Source organism: Sedimenticola thiotaurini (genome assembly GCF_001007875.1).
GTDB lineage: Bacteria > Pseudomonadota > Gammaproteobacteria > Chromatiales > Chromatiaceae > Sedimenticola > Sedimenticola thiotaurini.
The window spans coordinates 403772-422341 of sequence record NZ_CP011412.1 but is presented as its reverse complement, the minus strand read 5'-3'; the positions used below and the strand labels follow the sequence as shown (position 1 = coordinate 422341).

The window sequence follows — 18570 nt, the reverse complement described above, 5'->3', positions numbered from 1 at the left end:
AGCACAAAAAATAAAGGGTAATGTCGACGCCGGATGCACAACGGGGGGCATTGACGACGATCAGGAGCCGCACTGCGGCTCACTATCAGTGAGTTGCCTACAGACATCACCACCTTAGCAATCAGCTGTACATTGCGTTTCGCAAATAATAGGCCATACTCACCTTAGGTACGATCGGCCGTTGTGGCGTAAAGGCCTCGTGATAACAGGATTAAAGTCGGACAGCCTCTGACTGAGAGCCTGTACTCTCATTGTTATCACCGGGTCATCTATAACGGGTACGGATTGGATGCCGACCTGGAGTACAAAAAAAATAGCCGGGTCAGACTCATTATTTGAGATTTCACCCTTATACAGGCGGCCGCAACCTACTTAATGCGGCACCTTGATCCGGGACATGGTCCCTGATTGGGGAACTGCGGTTGAAACAATTTACCAACAGATGGAAGTCGTAGCGTAGAGAGATAGTTTAACCGGATATGCAGCTTAATATCTGACCCGTAGTCATTAACAGATGATCGAGAGGGGAAGAGTAGTTATGTGCAGGAGTTTTACCACTTTCAGCAGGCTCCTTCTGCTAATCGCCGGTTTGGCCGTCTTTCAATCGTCCCGTGCCGAGTACGGCATCAACTTCCCCCCCCCGGCTGCCGATGTCGCGCAGGAGATCTACGACATCCACATGCTGACCATGCAGATCGCCACCTTCCTGTTGCTGGTGGTCTTCTCCTTCGTCATCTACTCACTCTACTTTCACAGGAAAAGCCGGGGCTATCAGGCGGACCAGAACTTCCACAACACCTGGTTCGGTAGCTGGTCCTGGGTGATCGTGCCGGCCCTGGTGCTGGGTGTCGATCTGACCATTGCCAGTAATGCGGACACAGTGCTGAAAAAAGTCTGGGACGTACCGAAAGATGAAAAACTGATGGACGTGAAAGTGACCGGCCATCAGTGGTGGTGGGAATTTGACTATCTGGATCACGGCATCAAGGTGGAGAGCCGTTTCGTCCCCAAAGAGGAGTCCGGTGATCTCTATCTGCGTGAAGTGGACAACCGGCTGGTACTGCCCACCAACACCAAGATCCGTTTCCTGCATACCTCGGCCGATGTGCTGCACGCCTTCTGGGTACCCGAACTGGCGTTCAAGAAAGACGCCATTCCCGGTTATGTCACGGAGACCTGGTCAGAGCTGAATCGGGAAGGGGTATTCCGTGGCCAGTGCGCCGAACTGTGCGGTACCTGGCACTCCCGTATGCCGATCGTGGTGGAATCGGTATCACCGGAAAAATTTGCTGCCTGGGTGAAGGACCAGCAGGCGATCAAAGTGGCGGCGGCGGCCGAGGCCTCCTCATCAAAAACCTGGAGCAGAGAGGAACTGATCAGCAAGGGCAAGGAGCTGTATGAGACCAAGTGCGGCGCCTGCCATCAGGTGAATGGCCAGGGTCTGCCGCCGGCGTTCCCGGCTCTGAACGGCTCCGCCATCGTCAACGGTCCGCTGGAAGCCCATCTGAACATTGTCATCAATGGCAAACCGGGCACCGCCATGCAGGCCTGGGGAACGCTGAACGATCTTGAAATCGCCGCCATTATCACCTACGAACGCAACGCCTGGGACAACAAGACCGGGGATATCGTGCAACCCACTGACATCAAACAGGCCCGCTGAAGGAGTATAGGAACATGAGCTATACCACTACCCTGCATGATGAGGCCCACCATCACGCCAATCCGACCGGCTGGCGCCGCTGGTTGTTCAGTACCAATCACAAGGACATCGGCACCCTCTATCTGTTTTTCGCCCTGACCATGATGTTCATGGGGGGTGCCAGCGCCATGCTGATCCGGGCCGAACTGTTTCAACCCGGCATCCAGTTACTGGACCCCGATCTGTATAACAACCTGGTCACCAACCACGCCCTGCTGATGATCTTTGGCGCGGTGATGCCGGCAGCCGCCGGTCTCGCCAACTGGATGATCCCACTGATGATCGGCGCGCCCGATATGGCGCTACCCCGTATGAACAACCTCAGCTTCTGGATTCTGCCGGCCGCCGGCACCATGCTGATTCTCTCCTTCGTAGTGCCTTTTTTCCCCGGTGGCGGCAGCCAGATCAATACCGGCTGGACCCTCTACCCGCCCCTTTCCGTGCAGGTGGGCATGTCCATGGATTTCCTGATCTTCGCCATCCACCTGCTGGGTATCTCCTCGGTGCTGGCCTCGATCAACATCATCGTCACCCTGCTCAACATGCGTGCTCCCGGCATGACCCTGATGCAGATGCCGATCTTCTGCTGGACCTGGCTGGTGACCGCCTTCCTGCTGATCCTGGTGGTACCGGTACTGGCCGGCGGCGTCACCATGCTGCTGTTCGATCGCCACTTCGGCACCAGCTTTTTCGATGCGGCCGGTGGTGGCGACCCGGTGCTGTTCCAGCACCTGTTCTGGTTCTTCGGTCACCCCGAAGTCTATGTACTGCTGTTGCCTTCCATCGGGGTACTCTCTCACATCATACCCACCTTCGCCCGTAAACCGCTGTTTGGCTACAAATCCATGGTCGGCGCCATGATCGCGGTCGGCACCATCGGCATGGTGGTGTGGGCCCATCACCAGTACACCATCGGCATGTCGCTGGGGGCGGTCAGCTACTTCATGATCGGCACTATCATCATCTCCATTCCCGTTGGCCTGATGATCTTCAACTTCATCGCCACCATGTGGCGCGGCGCCATGACCTTCGAGACACCGATGCTGTTCGCGGTGGCCATTATCCTGATGTTCACCTTCGGCGGTCTCAGCGGTGTGATGCTGGCGGTGGTGCCGGCGGATATGCAGTACCACGACAGTATGTTCGTGGTGGCCCATTTCCATTACGTGCTGATGCCGGGAGCGGTGTTCGGCCTGTTTGCCGGGGTCTTCTACTGGCTGCCTAAATGGACCGGCCACATGTATGACGAACGACTCGGCAAGATCTTTTTCTGGATCAACGTCACCGGCTTTAACCTCACATTTTTCCCACAGCATTTTCTCGGCCTGGCCGGTATGCCGCGCCGCATTATCGACTACAACGTCATGTTTACCGAGTTCAACGCCATCTCCAGTGTCGGGGCGATGATTTTCGGTTTCAGCCATCTGCTGCTGCTGTACATTGTCATCAAGACTATCCGTGGCGGTGAACCGGCCAAAAGCCGTGCCTGGGAAGGTGCTGAAGGACTGGAGTGGGAAGTGGCCTCTCCGCCGCCCTTCCACACCTGGGAGACACCACCGCTGATCCGCCAGGAGCAGACATCATGAACTGGCAGGACGATGAACTAAGACGGAAGAACAGACGCCTGGCCTGGATTCTGGCCGGCTTCGCACTGCTGGTACTGATCACAGCATTTCCGTTCTGGCAGAACATTTTCAAAGTGTTGGGAGCTGCCACGCAATGAACAGTGACGGGCAGATCAGAAACCGGCGACGCACCGTCTGGCTGTTATCACTGCTGGTTGTGGGCATGTTCGGTTTCGGTTTTGCCCTGGTGCCGCTCTACGATCTGCTCTGTCAGGTAACCGGTATTCAGTCAGTCAACATACGCAGTTCGGGGGAAGCGGTTGCCCAGGTTACCGAACAGGAGGATGGGCGACTGATCACCATCAAGTTCGACACCTCGGTGCACCCCAACCTGCCCTGGGACTTCCGTCCCCTGGAGAGCAACCTGAAAGTGCATCCGGGCAAGATCTACCAGGTCGATTTTGCCGCCCACAATCGCAGCAGCGAATCGATCACCGGGCAGGCCATACCCAGTGTTGTACCCTGGCAGGCCACAGCTTTTCTGAACAAACTGGAGTGTTTCTGCTTCAACCAGCAGACCCTGGCGGGCAGCGAGTCTGTGGACATGCCGTTACGTTTCATGATTTCGCCGGACCTGCCACCGGAGATCCGCTCACTGACGCTCTCCTACAGCCTGATGAAACTGGATAGCAGGCCGGTTGACGCAACGAACCGAGAGAAGGGTTAGTCCCCATACAACAACAACGGAATCGACACCATGTCAACGACAGAGCAACAGACCGCTTACTTTATTCCCGAACCCAGTCCCTGGCCCATTATCGGCATGGTCTCTCTGCTGACCACGCTGATCGGCGCCGTGTTGGCAATGAACAGCGTGGCGGTCGGCAAGTTCATCGTGATCGCGGGGCTGCTGCTGTTCGCCTACCTGCTGTTTGGCTGGTTCCGGGATGTGATTTCAGAAAACCTGGCTGACAGTTACAACCAGCAGGTGGATCGCTCTTTCCGGATGGGGATGTTCTGGTTTATCGCCTCCGAGGTGTTCTTTTTCCTGGCGTTCTTCGGTGCCCTGTTCTATATCCGCAACGTGGCCCTGCCCTGGCTGGGTGGCGAAGGCTACCTAAGCGCCACCCGGGAGATCCTCTACAGTCAGTTCGATCCCGCCTGGCCCAGTCAGGGCCCCGGCGCACTGGGTGGCGATTTCACCCCCATGGGCGCCTGGGGCATACCGGCCATCAACACCCTGCTGCTGCTCTCCAGTGGCGCCACCATCACCTGGGCCCACTGGGGTCTGAAACAGGACAACCAGAAAACCCTGATCCGGGGCCTGACTGCCACCATCGCACTGGGACTGCTGTTTGTCTGTTTCCAGGCTTATGAATATTTCCACGCCTACGCGGAGTTGAATCTGACCCTGCAAACCGGCGTTTACGGCTCCACCTTCTACATGCTGACCGGATTCCACGGCTTTCACGTCACCATGGGGGCGATCATGCTGATGGCGATTCTGGGACGTAGTCTGAAGGGGCACTTCAGCACCCATAACCACTTCGCCTTCGAGGCAGTGGCCTGGTACTGGCATTTTGTCGACGTGGTCTGGCTGGGCCTGTTTATTTTTGTTTACTGGTTCTGACGGCCGGGCGGGCCCCGCTGCGCTACACCCCGTGCGGTTCCAGCATACCGGTGAAATAGCCGATCAACAGCAGGGAGAAGAGCAGAAAAGAGAGTACCACGCGAACGGTCAGCGCCTTTACCACCCGGGTCCTGTCGTTCTTTCCGTCATCCTTGGCCAGGTAGTACATACCCTGAAACAGTGAGACCAGTATAAGAATGAGTACCAGAACAACCGGCAATTTGATAACGATGTCCACGATGTCCTCTCTTCTCCGACGGGAATTAATCGGAGGCGGCACACAACAGTGTATGCCCATGCCCACACTATAGACCGCCATGCAGACCTCCACCTGGCATTTTCATCCCCGTCCGATTCCGACCCTGCTGCTACTGCTGCTGTTGCCGCCGCTGTTCACCTGGCTCGGTTTCTGGCAACTGGATCGCGCCGAGCAGAAACGCAACCTGGCCAGCACCATGGAGGCGAGACGTAAACTCCCACCGCTGCTGCTGTCCAGCCAACCGGTGTCGGCAGAGAACCTGGAGTTCCGCACTCTCACCGTGAGCGGCCGGTTTATCCCGGCCCTGCAACGACTTATTGCCAATCGCAAACATCTCGGCAAGCCCGGGTTCCACGTTATCACCCCGCTCCGTATCGAAGGCAGCAACCGGCATCTGCTGGTAAACCGGGGCTGGGTGGCAGCGGTCAATAACCAGCCCCCGGTTATCGATACGCCGACCGAACTGGTGACCCTGAGTGGTGAAACCAACCGGCCCTCGCCACCGGCAATCGAACTCCAGTTCGACCTGAACAATCCCGCCCCCTGGCCGTTCCTGACCCTGGACAACTACCGCGTCTGGTCGGGGCTGGATATCCTGCCGTTCATAATCCTGCAATCACCAGACTCGCCCTATGGATTTGTACGGTCCTGGGCCCAGGCCCGCCCGGGGAAAGGGATGCACCTGGGCTACGCCATCCAGTGGTTTACCTTCGGCCTGTTATCCCTGGTGCTCTGGTTGAGACTTTCACTGTCCCGACTATCCTCATGGGTAACAGCACAGGAGAATCAATGATGCAGCAAACCGCGACCGGCCGATCCTATCTGCCCATTCTGGCCCTGGTGCTGCTGTTTGGCCTGCCCCCCATCGCGGGGTGGTTCTACATCATGAATCCGCAGTGGTTACCGGACAAACACAAAAACCGTGGCACCCTGATTCTGCCCCCCAGACCCCTGCAGTCACTCACCTTGAAGGATGCCGCCCAACAGGATTTTGACTGGCGCGCTCTGTCCGGTCGCTGGACCCTGATCAGCTACCGTGAGGGTGCCTGCGATACCGGCTGTATGCAGCAGTTACTGGCATTAGGGCAGGTCCGACGCGCACTCGGGGCCGACCGGATACGGGTCGGACAACTGCTGATACAGACATCCCCCACAGCCCGGGGGTCTGATGATGAACCCCAACAACTGGTCGACGCCAGCAGAACACTCTATCTCCCTCCGCAACAGGTGGCCCGATTCCGGCAACTCTTCTCCCTGCCCGGCATCGAACAGCGGGGCGCCACCTACCTGGTCGATCCCAACGGCATGCTGATGATGGGCTACCCATCCGGCAGCCCGAAAAAAGACATTCTCAAAGATCTGGAGACGCTGCTGAAGGCGTCCCGCAGTTGGACTACAGGAGCAAACAATGGCTATCGGTGAAATCTCCCTACTGAACCAGGACGCCATCGCCTGGCGTCGCTACTACGAGATGACCAAACCCAAGGTGGTGCTGCTGATCGCCTTTACCGCACTGGTGGGCATGCTGCTGTCGACCCCCGGGGCGATCCCCCTGCAGCCGCTGCTGTTCGGCCTGGCCGGCATATCCCTGGCCGCCGCCTGCGGTGCGGTGATCAATCACATCCTGGATCAACGCATCGATGCGCTGATGGATCGTACCAGCCAGCGGCCCATTCCCAGCGGCCGGATGGATACACCCCACGCGATCAGTTTCGCCCTGCTGCTGGGGGTGGTATCCATGCTGATGCTGGCCACCCTGGTCAACCTGCTCACCGCCGGATTGACCTTTCTGGCCCTGATCGGTTACGCCTTCATCTACACCCTCTATCTGAAACGCACCACCCCGCAGAATATCGTCTGGGGTGGTCTTGCCGGAGCCGCTCCGCCGCTGTTGGGCTGGTGCGCCATCACCAACAGTGTCTCCCTGGAGGCGTTTCTGCTGTTGCTGATCGTGTTCGTCTGGACACCACCCCACTTCTGGCCGCTGGCCATCCATAGGCGTAAGGAGTACGCCCGCGCCAGCATTCCCATGCTGCCGGTGACCCACGGCGTGGCGTTCACCAAACAGCAGATCCTGCTCTACAGCGTCATGTTACTGGCCGTCTCCCTGATGCCCTTTGTGATTCACATGAGTGGCTATCTCTACCTGGCGGGCGCCCTGGCACTGGGTGTGGGATTTGTCTATCACGCCTTTGTACTGTGGCGCAGTGAAGACAACCGGCACGCCATGAAGACCTTCGGCTATTCAATCATCTACCTGAGCCTGCTGTTCGCCCTGCTGCTGCTCGATCACTACCTGGTACTGCTGATACCTGGGCTGGACGCCTGACCCCGCGCCCTATGCCGATCCGGACCGCCCCAGAAGGCGCGCAGCATGATCCAGACAAACAGGATACCGCCGATTACCGCCAGCAAGCCGCCAATGCCCATCACCCCCATGGCCAGTTTGGCCTGGAGGCTGTCCAGACCCTGGGCGGCGCCGGCGGTTTTGCGCTGGATACCCAGAAAACCGGAAAACGCCAGACCAGCGATATGCAGCAGCTGTCCCACCCCGTAGACAATCGGTTGCGCCGTGGCCAGCCTGCCCTCCACCCGGGCGTAACCCAGTGCCGGCAACAGCAGGTAGGCAAACCCCATCAGGGCCAGGGTCACCCCCACGATGGAGCCGTGGTAATGGGCCGGTATCACCGTATTGACCCCCTGAATCAACATCGCCAACAGCCCCCCCGAGGCGAACAGCAGCAGCGAAAACCAGAGCGCCAGGCGCAGCGGACGTTGCGCCGGCGTGGTTCGCTGCCGGTTTCTGATCAGCCCATAGAGCACCAGCAGACCCACCGGCACGGCGGGTATCGCACCGCCGTACTGCATCAATCGGGTAAAGCCGATACGCATGCCGGCAGAGACCGGCTCATGATTAAGGTAGATGACAAAGGTCCAGAGAATCGGCAACAGACCCAACAGCAGCAAGCCGTTCAGCAACCGGGGCGACAACGGCATACGCACCCCACTGGCGGCCAGCAACAGCAGCCAGGCCAGCAGCAGCATCTGGGTATAGGCGAACTGCAGTACATGTCCCGCGCCCCAGAACAGGTACTCGTAATAGGCCACCCCATCCAGCGCGGCAGGCAGGTAAAACCAGGTATACACCAGTGCGCCGACCGCCACGGCGCAGGCCACCGCCACAGTCAGGGCGACCACGTTGATCATGCCGACCTGGTCGGCGGACAGGTGTGCCGGACGCATACGCACCAGCAACAGGCCCAGGCGCAGCACCACACCAACAGCAACCAACCCCAGACTGAAGAAAAACAGGGGCCGCTGCAACACCGGTACATAGTTGTTCATCAGCGGGGCACCCTCGCCGATGAAAGCAGCCAGGGCGATCCCCAGGGTGCCTGCCAGGGAGACGCCCAGGGCGGTACGTCGCCAGGCGACCGGTATGGGCGGCACCCCGGCCAGTGTCCAGATAATCCCCGCCATGGCCAGGAACCAGATCAGAACCGACTGATCCACGTGCACTACCAGCGCCGTGCGGAAGAAATCGATCCAGGGGAAAAACGCCTCCATGCCGGGGGCGCGGGAGAGCACCAGCAGGATGGCAAACAGACCGGCGATGGCCAGCGCCAGCACCCCCAGTTGCAGCCAGCGACGCGCCTCCTGCTGCTGTTTCGGATTCAGTGGTTCAAGCACCTGTTTACCACTCCCCTGCTCAATACAAACCATTTAGGGCTAACTTTACCAGACCACGGACAACAGAGATGCTGCATAACCGTATCGCACTGAAACATGCCCGTTTTGCATTCGCTGTCACCCTGCTGGCGCTGCTGGTGATCGTGTTCGGTGCTTATGTGCGGCTCTCCGACGCGGGACTCGGTTGCCCGGACTGGCCGGGCTGTTATGGCAATCTCACCGTGCCCATCAGCGAGCAGCAGATCGCCTCTGCCAACAGCGCCTATCCCGCCACTCCGGTTGTGGTGGAAAAGGCCTGGAAGGAGATGCTGCATCGCTACCTGGCCGGGCTGCTGGGACTGGCTATCCTGCTGCTGGCCCTGCTGGCGATCCGTAATCGCCACTACACCGACCAACCCCTGGGCCTGACCTGGTTCCTGGTACTGCTGGTGGCGCTGCAGGCCGCGCTCGGCATGTGGACTGTCACTCTACTGGTTAAGCCGGCCGTCGTCACCTCCCATCTGCTGGGGGGAGTGGCCATAGTCGCCCTGCTCTGGGTAGTGACACTGCGGCTGTACAGCCCGTTACGTACTCCCTATGTGATCAGTCGGGCGAGTCGCCTGCTCTGGCTGTCCCGTATCGGACTGGCGATTGTGCTGTTACAGATCACCCTGGGTGGCTGGACCAGCACCAACTACGCCGCCATCGGCTGCACCGATTTCCCCACTTGCCACTCCGGCAGCTGGTGGCCAGAAATGGATTTCCAGCAGGCTTTTACCCTGTGGCATGGCATCGGTATCAACTACGAATATGGCATCCTCAGCGCTGAAGCACGTACCGCCATTCACATGGTTCACCGGGTCGGTGCACTGCTAACCACGGTCTATCTGCTGTCTCTCAGTATCCTGCTCTGCCGTCTTGGCCGTTCAGTGATCACCCGGCAGCTGGCCTGGACAGTGGCTGTTTTACTGCTGCTGCAGCTGGGCCTGGGCATCACCAACGTGGTGAGCCACCTGCCCCTGGCGGTAGCCACCGCCCATAACGGCGTCGCGGTGCTGCTGCTGCTGACGCTACTAACCCTAAACTGGCAGCTGAAACGTGCCTATACTATGGAGTAAGGGAGGATTCAGTATGCAACCCGAAAAGCCGCATAAACCCGGGCAGCGCTGGTGGATTCCAGGCGCCCTGTTGATCGTTGTTCTCGGCCTTACCGCCAACCTGATGCTGAGGCAGAGCGACAAGTCGCAAGCCCAACAACCGCCGGTCTCGTTAATCAGCGGCACGCTGATTCCCAACCCACGTCCGTTAAGCCCGTTCAGTCTGATCGATCACGCCGGCAATGAGTTTACCCAGGAATCGATCAAGGGCAGTTGGCATCTCCTTTCGTTCGGCTACACCCACTGTCCCGATATCTGTCCCACCACCCTGGCCATGCTGGCCCGGCTGCGGGACCGGTTACAGCATGAGTCGCTCGACACCAAAATCGAGACAGACTTCATCACCATCGATCCCCAACGGGATACCGCGACGGTGCTGGCCAGCTATGTACCCTATTTTGACAGCTCCTTCCTGGGGGTGACCGGTGATCCCGGGGAGCTGGACCGCCTTACCGGTCAACTGGGCGTCATGTATGCCCGTGTGGACACCGAACAGAGCAGTATGGGCTATCTGATGGATCACTCCACCACCATCATCCTGACCAACCCGGCCGGCGAACTCCAGGCCCTGTTCAGTGCCCCCCATGAAGTGGAGGCGATGGCTCAGGATCTGATCAGACTGGTCAACCGATGACCCTGGCGCCCGGAGTACTTGAAAAAGACCTGACCAGGATGATAATTAGCAGAAGGTTAGTATTGACTACAGGTTGTAGCCGAAGCAGTCAGTTCACAAGGAGTAGGTGATGCCTTATACAATCACCTTTCAGGAACGGGAGGGTTACCTCCGGGTTGAAATGAGAGGGAACAGGAACACGGGCGACCCGGCGAAATACGGTCGTTCCGCGGTGGATAAGATTGTTGCCAAGTGCCGTGAGGCCGGATACACCCGCATCCTGATAATCTCTTACCTGACCGGCGACTACCCGCCATTCGCCAACTACCAGGTGGTGAGCGCCATGGCACAGCAAGCCATTCCGGAAGAGTGGAAGATGGCCTATGTCAATCTCGATCCCCAGAGCCAAAAGGCAGTGGAGTTCAGTGAAACCATGGCTACCCGGAAAGGTTTTCACGCCCGGCTTTTTGACAATGAGCCGGACGCACTTCACTGGCTGATTAGCAACAACAGCCGGTCAACGACAAAACGGATGGAGCTGTGAGCTGTCAGCGCCGGTTCGCCGTCGTTGTTACTCAGAACGGCACAAAAAACGACAGGTTGATAGCGCCAAACTGCACATTATCGTCCTGCTCTTCGAACTCCCGGCTGCGCCAGACATTACTCAGTGCGAAGCGGATATTCTGGTAGTGGATGGCAAAACCGAACTGGGCATCGGCGACAAACGTCTTTTTATCCACGCTGTGGCTATCCTTGAAGGTATTCCCATCCAGGAAAATATTGCGCGCCATGGCCCGTCCCTCCATCCCGGCAAAAAAATACCAGTTAACCCGGTCCGACGGACGCACGAAGGGCACCCCGGGGAAACCCGGTCGAATATTGGGTGGCGCTATGTCATTGCGCAACCCCTTACCCAGACGAAACATCATGCCGCCACCCGCATAGGTGTAGATATTACCCAGGGCGCCGACCAGATGGGGTGCCGTCTCAAACGCCACACCACTGCCGAGATTGTGAAAATACTGCCAACGACGGGTGTAGGTCAGGAGCACGCCGGGTTCATCTTCTAACTGATTGTCCCAGCCGTTCGGTTTATCGACCCCGATCAGGTCGTGAAAACCCTTCTGGATACTGTCGCCCTGGGAGCTGGGACCAACAATACCGACCGTGATACCGAGGATATTACCCACCTGCAGATTGGGTTGATCCACGTAGCGGGACATCAGGTTGGCGCTGCCATACAGCCAGCCCGCATAGGGCCGGTCATCCAATATCAGGTTACGACTTTCAGTATCCTCCGGGGTAAAGATTTTCTGGCCAACCGCATACTGCACCGCAGTGACGTCACCCCGCTTAAAAAACGGCAACGCATCCCCCATACCACTCAACCAGCCAGGCGGTTGCTTCAGGGAGAGATAGGAGATTTCGGTACCGTGACTGTAAAAGCGGTCGTCCCCGCTGCCCCAAAGGTCGTTCTCGAACTGGATGCTCCAGAAGCCCCCCTGTTTCAGATTGTTCAGGGAATCCTCTGCGGCTGGAACCGCAGGTGTTGCACCCGCCAGCAGCAACAGACAGAACAATCGCCAACCGCGCCTGTTCCGGAATATCTGCATCAATCGTTTTGTCACATCCGGCACTTGATCCTCTCCCCAATTACACTGGGTGAAACAGTAACTCAGGGCAGACATTTTTACCATGCCAGGTACCGATCTGGAGCAGTTACTCAACAGATTATCCGGACATCGGGGCCGACTGCTGTTGGGCCAGGGGGAAGCAGACAGTATGATGGAAAGGAAAATGTTAACAACGGCGGCCCGGGCTCACTTCACCGGCAAAGGGAACCCTCCATGCGGAAAAAGGTGACAGCAAAATGACCAGCGGCAGACCACATCGGTGGGCAATCCGCACCCTCCTGTTGGTGCTGCTCCTCTCGACCAGCCCATCGGTAATGGCGCTTGAGCTGGATCAGCTGATTCGTCATATCGACCAGTTGTGGCGCGGCGACACCTCCCAAGCCACCATGACCATGGCGGTACGGACAGCGCGTTATGAACGGACCCTGACCATGGAAGCCTGGTCCCGGGGTAAAGACTACTCACTGGTCATTATCCGGGAGCCGATCAAGGATCGTGGCATCGCCACGCTGAAGGTCGAAGCGAACATCTGGAACTACCTGCCAAAAATCAACCGGGTCACCAAAGTCCCCTCCAGCATGATGTCCGGCTCCTGGATGGGTAGCCACTTCACCAATGACGACCTGGTCAGGGAGAGCACCTATCAGGATGACTACGACGCCAGTATCAGCTTCCAGGGGGAACGGGACGGACAACCGGTCTACGAACTGACCTTTATCCCCAGGCCGGATGCCGCAGTGGTCTGGGGCAAGGTGGTGATGCTGATCGAGCAAACCTCCCTGGCACCCCGCCAGGCCCGCTACTATGACGAAGAGGGTGAGTTGATACGCACCATGACCATGGACCAGATCAGCCTGATCGATGGGCGTAGCATCCCCATGCGTCTGCGCCTGAAACCGGAAGATAAACCGGATGAATCCACTGTGATCGTCTATCACGATATCCGCTTCGGAATCCCCCTGGAGGCCTCCTTCTTCTCCCTGCAGACCCTCAAGCGGGGTCGCCGGTAATTGCCATGCAGCCACCCGCTGAATCCCGCAACAACGCCAGTCGACTGCCTACACTGCTGTTTATCGCCTGGCGCAATATCTGGCGCAGCCCGGTACGCAGCAGCCTGACCATTGCCGCACTGGCGGGCGGTCTGGTGATGGTGGTCTTCTACGCCGCCCTGATGGAGGGGATGATCCGCCAGATGGTGCAGCAGGCCACCACCATCTCCATCGGCCACCTGCAGGTACATCGCCAGGCCTACGTGGATGACCAGGATCTCTACGCCACCCTGCCCTGGTCCTACCTGACCAAGCTCGATCAGGCGTTCCCGCACCAGCAGCTGGCTACGCGCCTCTACGCTTCCGCCCTGGCCAGCACCGAGGAGAGTTCCACCGGTGTGCTGATCAAGGCGGTCGACCCGAAACGGGAAGCCCGGGTGACCCGGCTGTTGCAGCAGGTGCGGCGGGGTGAACTGGATCTGGGACCCGCCACCAACAGCCGGGAGGGGCTACCCCGATTCAACCTGGTGATCGGTGCCCAACTGGCCAAAAACATGCAACTGGAACCCGGTGGCGAACTGATCCTGGTGACCCAGGCCGCTGACGGTAGTATCGGCAACGCACTGTTCCGGGTGGCCGCCATTCTCAAACCGGTCGACCCCAATTTCGACCGCATGGGTGTGCTGATGTCGATCACAGCGTACCAGCAGCTGATGTACCTGCAGGACGGTTTCCATGAACTGGTGATCCGGCTCGCTGACCCCACCGCCCTGGAGTCCATGCAGGCGCAACTCGACGGAGTGTTGAAAAAACTGGCCCGCGAGCAGCCGCTGGATGCACTGGGCGGTGCCCCGCTGGTGCGCAATTGGCGACAGTTGACCCCCATGGTGGCGGACATGCTGGAGATCAGCAAAACCATCACCTTTCTGGTCGGTTTCATAGTCATCGCACTGGCCGCCATGGGCATGCTGAACACCATGCTGATGGCGGTGCATGAGCGCACCCACGAGTTCGGCATCCTGCTGGCGATCGGCATGAAACGGCGCTGGCTGCTGCTGATGGTCATGCTGGAGTCGTTTTTCCTGGGCCTGGTTTCGGCCGTAGTGGGCGCCCTGCTGGGGGTTGGGTTGATCGGACTGTTTGGTGAACGGGGCATCGACTTCAGCGCTATGCTGCCGGACGGCTATGACTGGGGCGGCATTCTGTTTGAACCCTATATGCAACTCCACCTGGAGCCCCGTGACCTGCTGGTCGCCTGTCTGCTGATGCTGGCGATTACCCTGTTCGCCTCCCTGCTACCGGCCTGGCGCACCATACGTCTCAAACCGGCCGAGGTGATGCGATGACCGGCCAGCACAGCCACCTGCCGCTCAAGATGCTGATCATGCTGGGGTGGCGCAATATCTGGCGCCACCGGCGCCGCACCCTGATCACCCTCAGCTCCATCGCCATCGGCTTCGCCCTCGCCGTGTTGATGATCGGTCTCAATGACGGTGCCCACAACTCCATGATCCGCAACGCCATCAAGCTGGGGGAAGGTCATCTGACCATCCAGCCCAAGGGCTATCTGGAAGCACCCGCCAACCATAAATACCTGGCCGATGGCGCAATACTGGGACAGCAGCTCGACCAGTTTGAAATCCCGGGCCGCATAGAACCCCGCATCTCGTTACAGATACTGGCCAACAGCGCCAGCAACTCGGTCGGCGCCCAGTTGGAGGGTCTCCACCCCCTGGCTGACCAGCGTGCTGATCTGCTTCGTCCCAAACTGGTGAGTGGCGGCTGGATCGAGCCGGGCGATCAACGCGGCATCCTGATCGGCCGGGGCATGGCCGGCAAGCTGAAGGTCAAGGTGGGCAGCAAGGTGGTGCTGATGGCCGGCAAACAGGGGGGTGACTCCCAGGCGGAACTGGGTCGGGTACGGGGCATTTTCGACGCCGGGCTGGATGAGCTGGACGATTACCTGATACTCAGCGATATTCAGCTCGCCCGCCACTTCCTGGCGGGCGAAGGGGCCGACCCGAGCAAACTGCCGGTAACCCGGTTCGCCCTGTTCCTGGACCACCCGGATCAGCTGTTGGTATGGCAGGCCCGGCTGCGGGCGGCCATTGCGGATACCCGGGTGGCTGTCCTGGAGTGGCGCGAGATGATGCCGCAACTGGTACAGTTCATCATGGTGGATGATGCCGGCAACTACATATTTCTGCTGCTGATACTGATCATGGTGGTATTCGGCATTCTCAATACCGTATTGATGAGTGTGCTGGAGCGCACCCGGGAATTCGGCCTGCTGCGGGCTCTGGGGCTGAGTCGCTATCACCTGCTCTGGCTGGTGTTCTGCGAGTCCCTGCTGCTCAGTCTGCTGGCGGTAAGCATCGGCTGGCTGGTGGCCGGCAGTGTGCATGGCTGGTTTGCCTATCATGGTATCGATATCGCCGCCCTGATGGGGGGCAGTACCGAGTTAATGGGCACCTTCATGGATCCGGTAATCCATACCGAGCTGTCCGGCGGGCGGGTGGTTCAGCTGACCCTGCTGATCTTTGCCGCTACCCTGGGCAGTGGTATCTATCCGGCCATCAAGGCGTCCCGCGTCACACCGGTGGAGGCACTGCGTACATGAGATCGGCTGAAACAACCTCCGTCAACAGGGAGAATATGCCCCTGCTGCAGCTACAGGGGGTAGACAAGATCTATCGCCAGGGGGAACTGACCGTTCCGGCACTGCAGGCAATCGACCTGACAGTGCAGGAGGGGGAGTTTGCCGCCCTGGTGGGTCCGTCGGGCTCCGGCAAGACCACCCTGTTGAATATGATCGGTGGGCTGGACACACCCAGCCACGGCACCATCCGGCTTAACGGGACCGACATCACCAGCCTGACCGAGTCAGCGCTGTCCGACTTCCGCCTGTTCCAGCTCGGCTTTGTATTCCAGGCCTACAACCTGGTGCCGGTGTTGAGTGCCCTGGAGAATGTGGAACTGGTGATGGTGTTGCAGGGGCTTGGTGTACGGGAGCGTCGGGAGCGGGCCGAACACTACCTGACGCTGGTGGGGTTGGAAAAGGTACTGCAACGCCGTCCGGCGGCACTCAGTGGCGGTCAACAGCAACGGGTGGCGGTGGCCCGCGCCCTGGCCGCCGGTCCCCGCCTGGTACTGGCTGACGAACCGACCGCCAATCTGGATTCGGAAAACGCCACGGCGCTGCTCGACATCATGCACCGTCTCTCCCACGAGGAGAAAACCACCTTTATCTTCTCCACCCACGACCGCCGGGTCATGGAGCGGGCCGAGCGCTTGATCACCCTGCGTGATGGGCGGATTATCAGTGATCAACCTGTCGGGCACCGTGAACAGTTGGCTTAATCGCTGTTGGTGGGCTGTCCTGCTGCTGTCACTCGGCAGTGCGCAGGCGGTGGAGCTGACCGGGCGCCTCTCCCTGCTCGGCAATGTGGTCCGGGCAGCCCGTGGCGATACGGGTTACAACTCCCTGGATAACGATCTGCTCAGCAGCGACCAGCAGAGCCTGCGCCTGATGCTGGAGAACGCCGGCAGGAAGGGCGACTGGTCCCTGCACCTAAAGGCCGCCCGCCAGCATGCCGACGGCATGGCGCTGGACTACCCCCACGCCAGTTCCCTGTTCCGTTATCATGAACTGACTGGGGAGTGGCAGGGCGGAAACGACGGAAACCGAAACACCCGGATCGGCTACGTGCTGGATCGCGCCGTCTACCAGTGGCGTATCAATAACCTGACCCTGGGTATGGGGCGTCAACCGGTCGACTGGGGCAGCGGCCGCTTCTGGCAACCGCTGAATGTGTTCGGTGCCTTTGCCCCCACCGACCTGGATACCGACTTCAAGCCCGGCATCGATGCGCTTGTGCTGGACTGGTATCCCTCCCCCTTCACCTCCGTGACGGCAGTGCACGCCTTCGCCCCCCGGGACAGCCACCAGATCCCCAACAGCCAGGCCATCCATCTGCGCAGCCAGATCGGCGAACGCTCCGAGGTCGCTCTGCTGGCGGGTGAAGTGATCGGTAACGAGATTGTGGGCGCCTCGTTCGAGAGTGACTGGGGCGGGCTGGGTTGGCGGCTGGAAGCGGCCCATTACCAGCTGCAGCAGAGCGGCCAGAACGCCCTGTTCTGGATTGCCGGTATCGACTACCAGTTCGAGGAGGGGACCTTCCTAGGGATCGAATGGTATCAGCACGGCCTGGGGGCCAGCGACCCGGCCGGCCTGGCCACCCTGCCCACCCAACAGCTGGTGATGTACGGACTGCAGCCCCATCTTGGTCGCCGGCTGCTCGGCGTGACCCTGGAGCGGGATATCACGCCCCTGCTGCGGGGCAGTTATCTGCTGCTGGCCAGTCCCCTGGGCGAGAGTGACCCGCAACTGGGCAACTCGTTCCTGCACCAGATCAACCTCAGCTACTCCCTGAGCAATGAGTCGGACCTGCTGCTGTCACTCCAGTACGCCAGCGGCAAGGGGCTCGACCCGCAGGCCAATCCCCGCTCCGAATTCGGCCACCTGCCCGGCAGTCTGACCCTGCGCTTCCGCACCTATTTCTGATCACCGTTACCCGCACCTTGCAGGTACCAATGATCACTGACGGGAACCCAAATTCCCGCCAAAAAGCGCCAGAATCTGGTATCCTTCTGCCCCACTTATGGAATCCCTTCTCCCCTACTTCAGCGCCTTTATTGTCGGTCTGCTCGGCGGTGTTCACTGCATCGGCATGTGTGGCGGAATTGTCAGCGCCCTCACCTTCGGGCTGCCGGAGGCGAAACGCAGTTCGGTGCTATCGCAGCTGCCATTCCAGGTCGCCTATAACCTGGGACGCCTGATCAGTTATGTGATCGCCGGTGCCATCATGGGTGGCCTGGGGGTACTGCTGGCTGGCATGATGCCGATGCAGTTGGCACAGCAGACGTTGCTGATACTGGCGGGCGTGTTCATGGTACTGCTGGGCCTCTACCTGGCCGGCTGGTGGATGGTGCTGAACCGGGTTGAACGCCTGGGCGGGCTGTTGTGGCGACGGCTCGAACCGATCAGCCGCCGGTTGATGCCGGTTCAGTCACCGGGACGGGCCTTTGTCATCGGCATGCTGTGGGGTTGGTTGCCCTGCGGGCTGGTCTATACCATGCTGATCAACGCGGTCTCCGCCGGCGGCGCACTGCAGGGTGCGGGACTGATGTTCGCCTTTGCCCTGGGGACTCTGCCCAATCTGCTGGCGATCGGGCTGTTAGCCGGAGCCGCTGCACGCCTGGCCCGCTCCGACACGGCCCGCAAGGTGGCCGGGATCACCGTCATGCTGTTCGGTATCTACACGCTCTGGAGTGCCATTCGGTTGATCTGAG

General features: G+C 59.5%; 20 protein-coding genes. 17 read left to right on the top strand and 3 right to left on the bottom strand.

Features of this window, described 5'->3' with window-relative positions; genetic code table 11:
* Positions 1–538: 538 nt before the first annotated feature.
* From coxB to AAY24_RS01825, 5 genes are read left to right on the top strand one after another with little or no spacing between them, the layout of a single operon-like run.
* Positions 539–1663, top strand: coding sequence for a cytochrome c oxidase subunit II (gene coxB, locus AAY24_RS01840; protein WP_046858231.1), 1125 nt, complete (start codon positions 539–541; stop codon positions 1661–1663).
* 14 nt (positions 1664–1677) lie between these two features.
* Positions 1678–3288 (top strand): cytochrome c oxidase subunit I, encoded by a 1611-nt coding sequence (ctaD, locus tag AAY24_RS01835; RefSeq protein WP_046858230.1) that lies wholly within the window; start codon positions 1678–1680, stop codon positions 3286–3288.
* A complete protein-coding gene (locus tag AAY24_RS19085) occupies positions 3285–3425 on the top strand; it encodes a hypothetical protein (RefSeq protein ID WP_199930460.1) in 141 nt (46 codons plus the stop codon). Before ctaD ends, AAY24_RS19085 begins: the two co-directional genes overlap by 4 nt.
* Positions 3422–3994 carry a cytochrome c oxidase assembly protein gene (locus AAY24_RS01830; RefSeq protein ID WP_046858229.1) on the top strand — a complete coding sequence of 191 codons (573 nt, stop codon included), beginning with the start codon at positions 3422–3424 and terminating at the stop codon, positions 3992–3994. Before AAY24_RS19085 ends, AAY24_RS01830 begins: the two co-directional genes overlap by 4 nt.
* 30 nt (positions 3995–4024) lie before the next feature.
* The gene (locus tag AAY24_RS01825; RefSeq protein WP_046858228.1) at positions 4025–4897 is read left to right on the top strand and encodes a cytochrome c oxidase subunit 3; all 873 of its coding nucleotides are present in this window, start codon (positions 4025–4027) and stop codon (positions 4895–4897) included.
* A gap of 22 nt (positions 4898–4919) precedes the next feature.
* On the opposite strand, the gene AAY24_RS01820 is transcribed toward AAY24_RS01825, so the two are convergent.
* Entirely contained in the window at positions 4920–5135 is a 216-nt protein-coding gene (locus AAY24_RS01820) for a twin transmembrane helix small protein (protein WP_234422228.1), read from the bottom strand.
* Between the two features lie 79 nt (positions 5136–5214).
* Between AAY24_RS01820 and AAY24_RS01815 the strand changes: the two genes are divergently transcribed.
* From AAY24_RS01815 to cyoE, 3 genes are read left to right on the top strand one after another with little or no spacing between them, the layout of a single operon-like run.
* Positions 5215–5949, top strand: a complete 735-nt coding sequence (locus tag AAY24_RS01815; protein WP_052760999.1) for an SURF1 family protein — start codon at positions 5215–5217, stop codon at positions 5947–5949.
* Complete coding sequence (locus tag AAY24_RS01810) at positions 5946–6578, top strand: SCO family protein (RefSeq protein ID WP_046858226.1); 633 nt, start codon at positions 5946–5948, stop codon at positions 6576–6578. Before AAY24_RS01815 ends, AAY24_RS01810 begins: the two co-directional genes overlap by 4 nt.
* A complete protein-coding gene (cyoE, locus tag AAY24_RS01805; protein ID WP_046858225.1) occupies positions 6565–7485 on the top strand; it encodes a heme o synthase in 921 nt (306 codons plus the stop codon). The genes AAY24_RS01810 and cyoE overlap by 14 nt, the downstream gene beginning before the upstream one ends.
* On the opposite strand, the gene AAY24_RS01800 is transcribed toward cyoE, so the two are convergent.
* Positions 7449–8846: a cbb3-type cytochrome c oxidase subunit I gene (locus AAY24_RS01800; protein ID WP_234422227.1), complete on the bottom strand. Its 1398-nt coding sequence runs from the start codon at positions 8844–8846 to the stop codon at positions 7449–7451. The genes cyoE and AAY24_RS01800 overlap by 37 nt on opposite strands.
* 68 nt (positions 8847–8914) lie before the next feature.
* Here AAY24_RS01800 and AAY24_RS01795 point away from each other — a divergent pair, with 68 nt between their 5' ends.
* The 3 genes from AAY24_RS01795 (at position 8915) to AAY24_RS01785 (ending at position 11139) form a co-directional block, all read left to right on the top strand.
* Positions 8915–9943: a COX15/CtaA family protein gene (locus AAY24_RS01795; protein ID WP_046858223.1), complete on the top strand. Its 1029-nt coding sequence runs from the start codon at positions 8915–8917 to the stop codon at positions 9941–9943.
* Between the two features lie 13 nt (positions 9944–9956).
* Positions 9957–10616: an SCO family protein gene (locus AAY24_RS01790; RefSeq protein WP_046858222.1), complete on the top strand. Its 660-nt coding sequence runs from the start codon at positions 9957–9959 to the stop codon at positions 10614–10616.
* Between the two features lie 109 nt (positions 10617–10725).
* Positions 10726–11139, top strand: a complete 414-nt coding sequence (locus tag AAY24_RS01785; protein WP_046858221.1) for a hypothetical protein — start codon at positions 10726–10728, stop codon at positions 11137–11139.
* A 31-nt stretch (positions 11140–11170) separates the two neighbouring features.
* On the opposite strand, the gene AAY24_RS01780 is transcribed toward AAY24_RS01785, so the two are convergent.
* Positions 11171–12223, bottom strand: coding sequence for a lipid A deacylase LpxR family protein (locus AAY24_RS01780; RefSeq protein ID WP_199930459.1), 1053 nt, complete (start codon positions 12221–12223; stop codon positions 11171–11173).
* A 242-nt stretch (positions 12224–12465) separates the two neighbouring features.
* Between AAY24_RS01780 and AAY24_RS01775 the strand changes: the two genes are divergently transcribed.
* The 6 genes from AAY24_RS01775 to AAY24_RS01750 all read left to right on the top strand — a co-directional run bounded on the left by AAY24_RS01775 (position 12466) and on the right by AAY24_RS01750 (position 18569).
* Positions 12466–13239 carry an outer membrane lipoprotein-sorting protein gene (locus AAY24_RS01775; protein ID WP_046858220.1) on the top strand — a complete coding sequence of 258 codons (774 nt, stop codon included), beginning with the start codon at positions 12466–12468 and terminating at the stop codon, positions 13237–13239.
* A 5-nt stretch (positions 13240–13244) separates the two neighbouring features.
* Entirely contained in the window at positions 13245–14564 is a 1320-nt protein-coding gene (locus tag AAY24_RS01770; protein ID WP_046858219.1) for an ABC transporter permease, read from the top strand.
* Positions 14561–15838, top strand: coding sequence for an ABC transporter permease (locus AAY24_RS01765; RefSeq protein WP_046858218.1), 1278 nt, complete (start codon positions 14561–14563; stop codon positions 15836–15838). Before AAY24_RS01770 ends, AAY24_RS01765 begins: the two co-directional genes overlap by 4 nt.
* Complete coding sequence (locus AAY24_RS01760) at positions 15835–16578, top strand: ABC transporter ATP-binding protein (RefSeq protein WP_335337203.1); 744 nt, start codon at positions 15835–15837, stop codon at positions 16576–16578. The genes AAY24_RS01765 and AAY24_RS01760 overlap by 4 nt, the downstream gene beginning before the upstream one ends.
* Positions 16526–17782: a hypothetical protein gene (locus AAY24_RS01755; RefSeq protein ID WP_234422226.1), complete on the top strand. Its 1257-nt coding sequence runs from the start codon at positions 16526–16528 to the stop codon at positions 17780–17782. Before AAY24_RS01760 ends, AAY24_RS01755 begins: the two co-directional genes overlap by 53 nt.
* Before the next feature lie 97 nt (positions 17783–17879).
* The gene (locus AAY24_RS01750; RefSeq protein ID WP_046858215.1) at positions 17880–18569 is read left to right on the top strand and encodes a sulfite exporter TauE/SafE family protein; all 690 of its coding nucleotides are present in this window, start codon (positions 17880–17882) and stop codon (positions 18567–18569) included.
* The last annotated feature ends 1 nt before the right edge of the window (position 18570 follow it).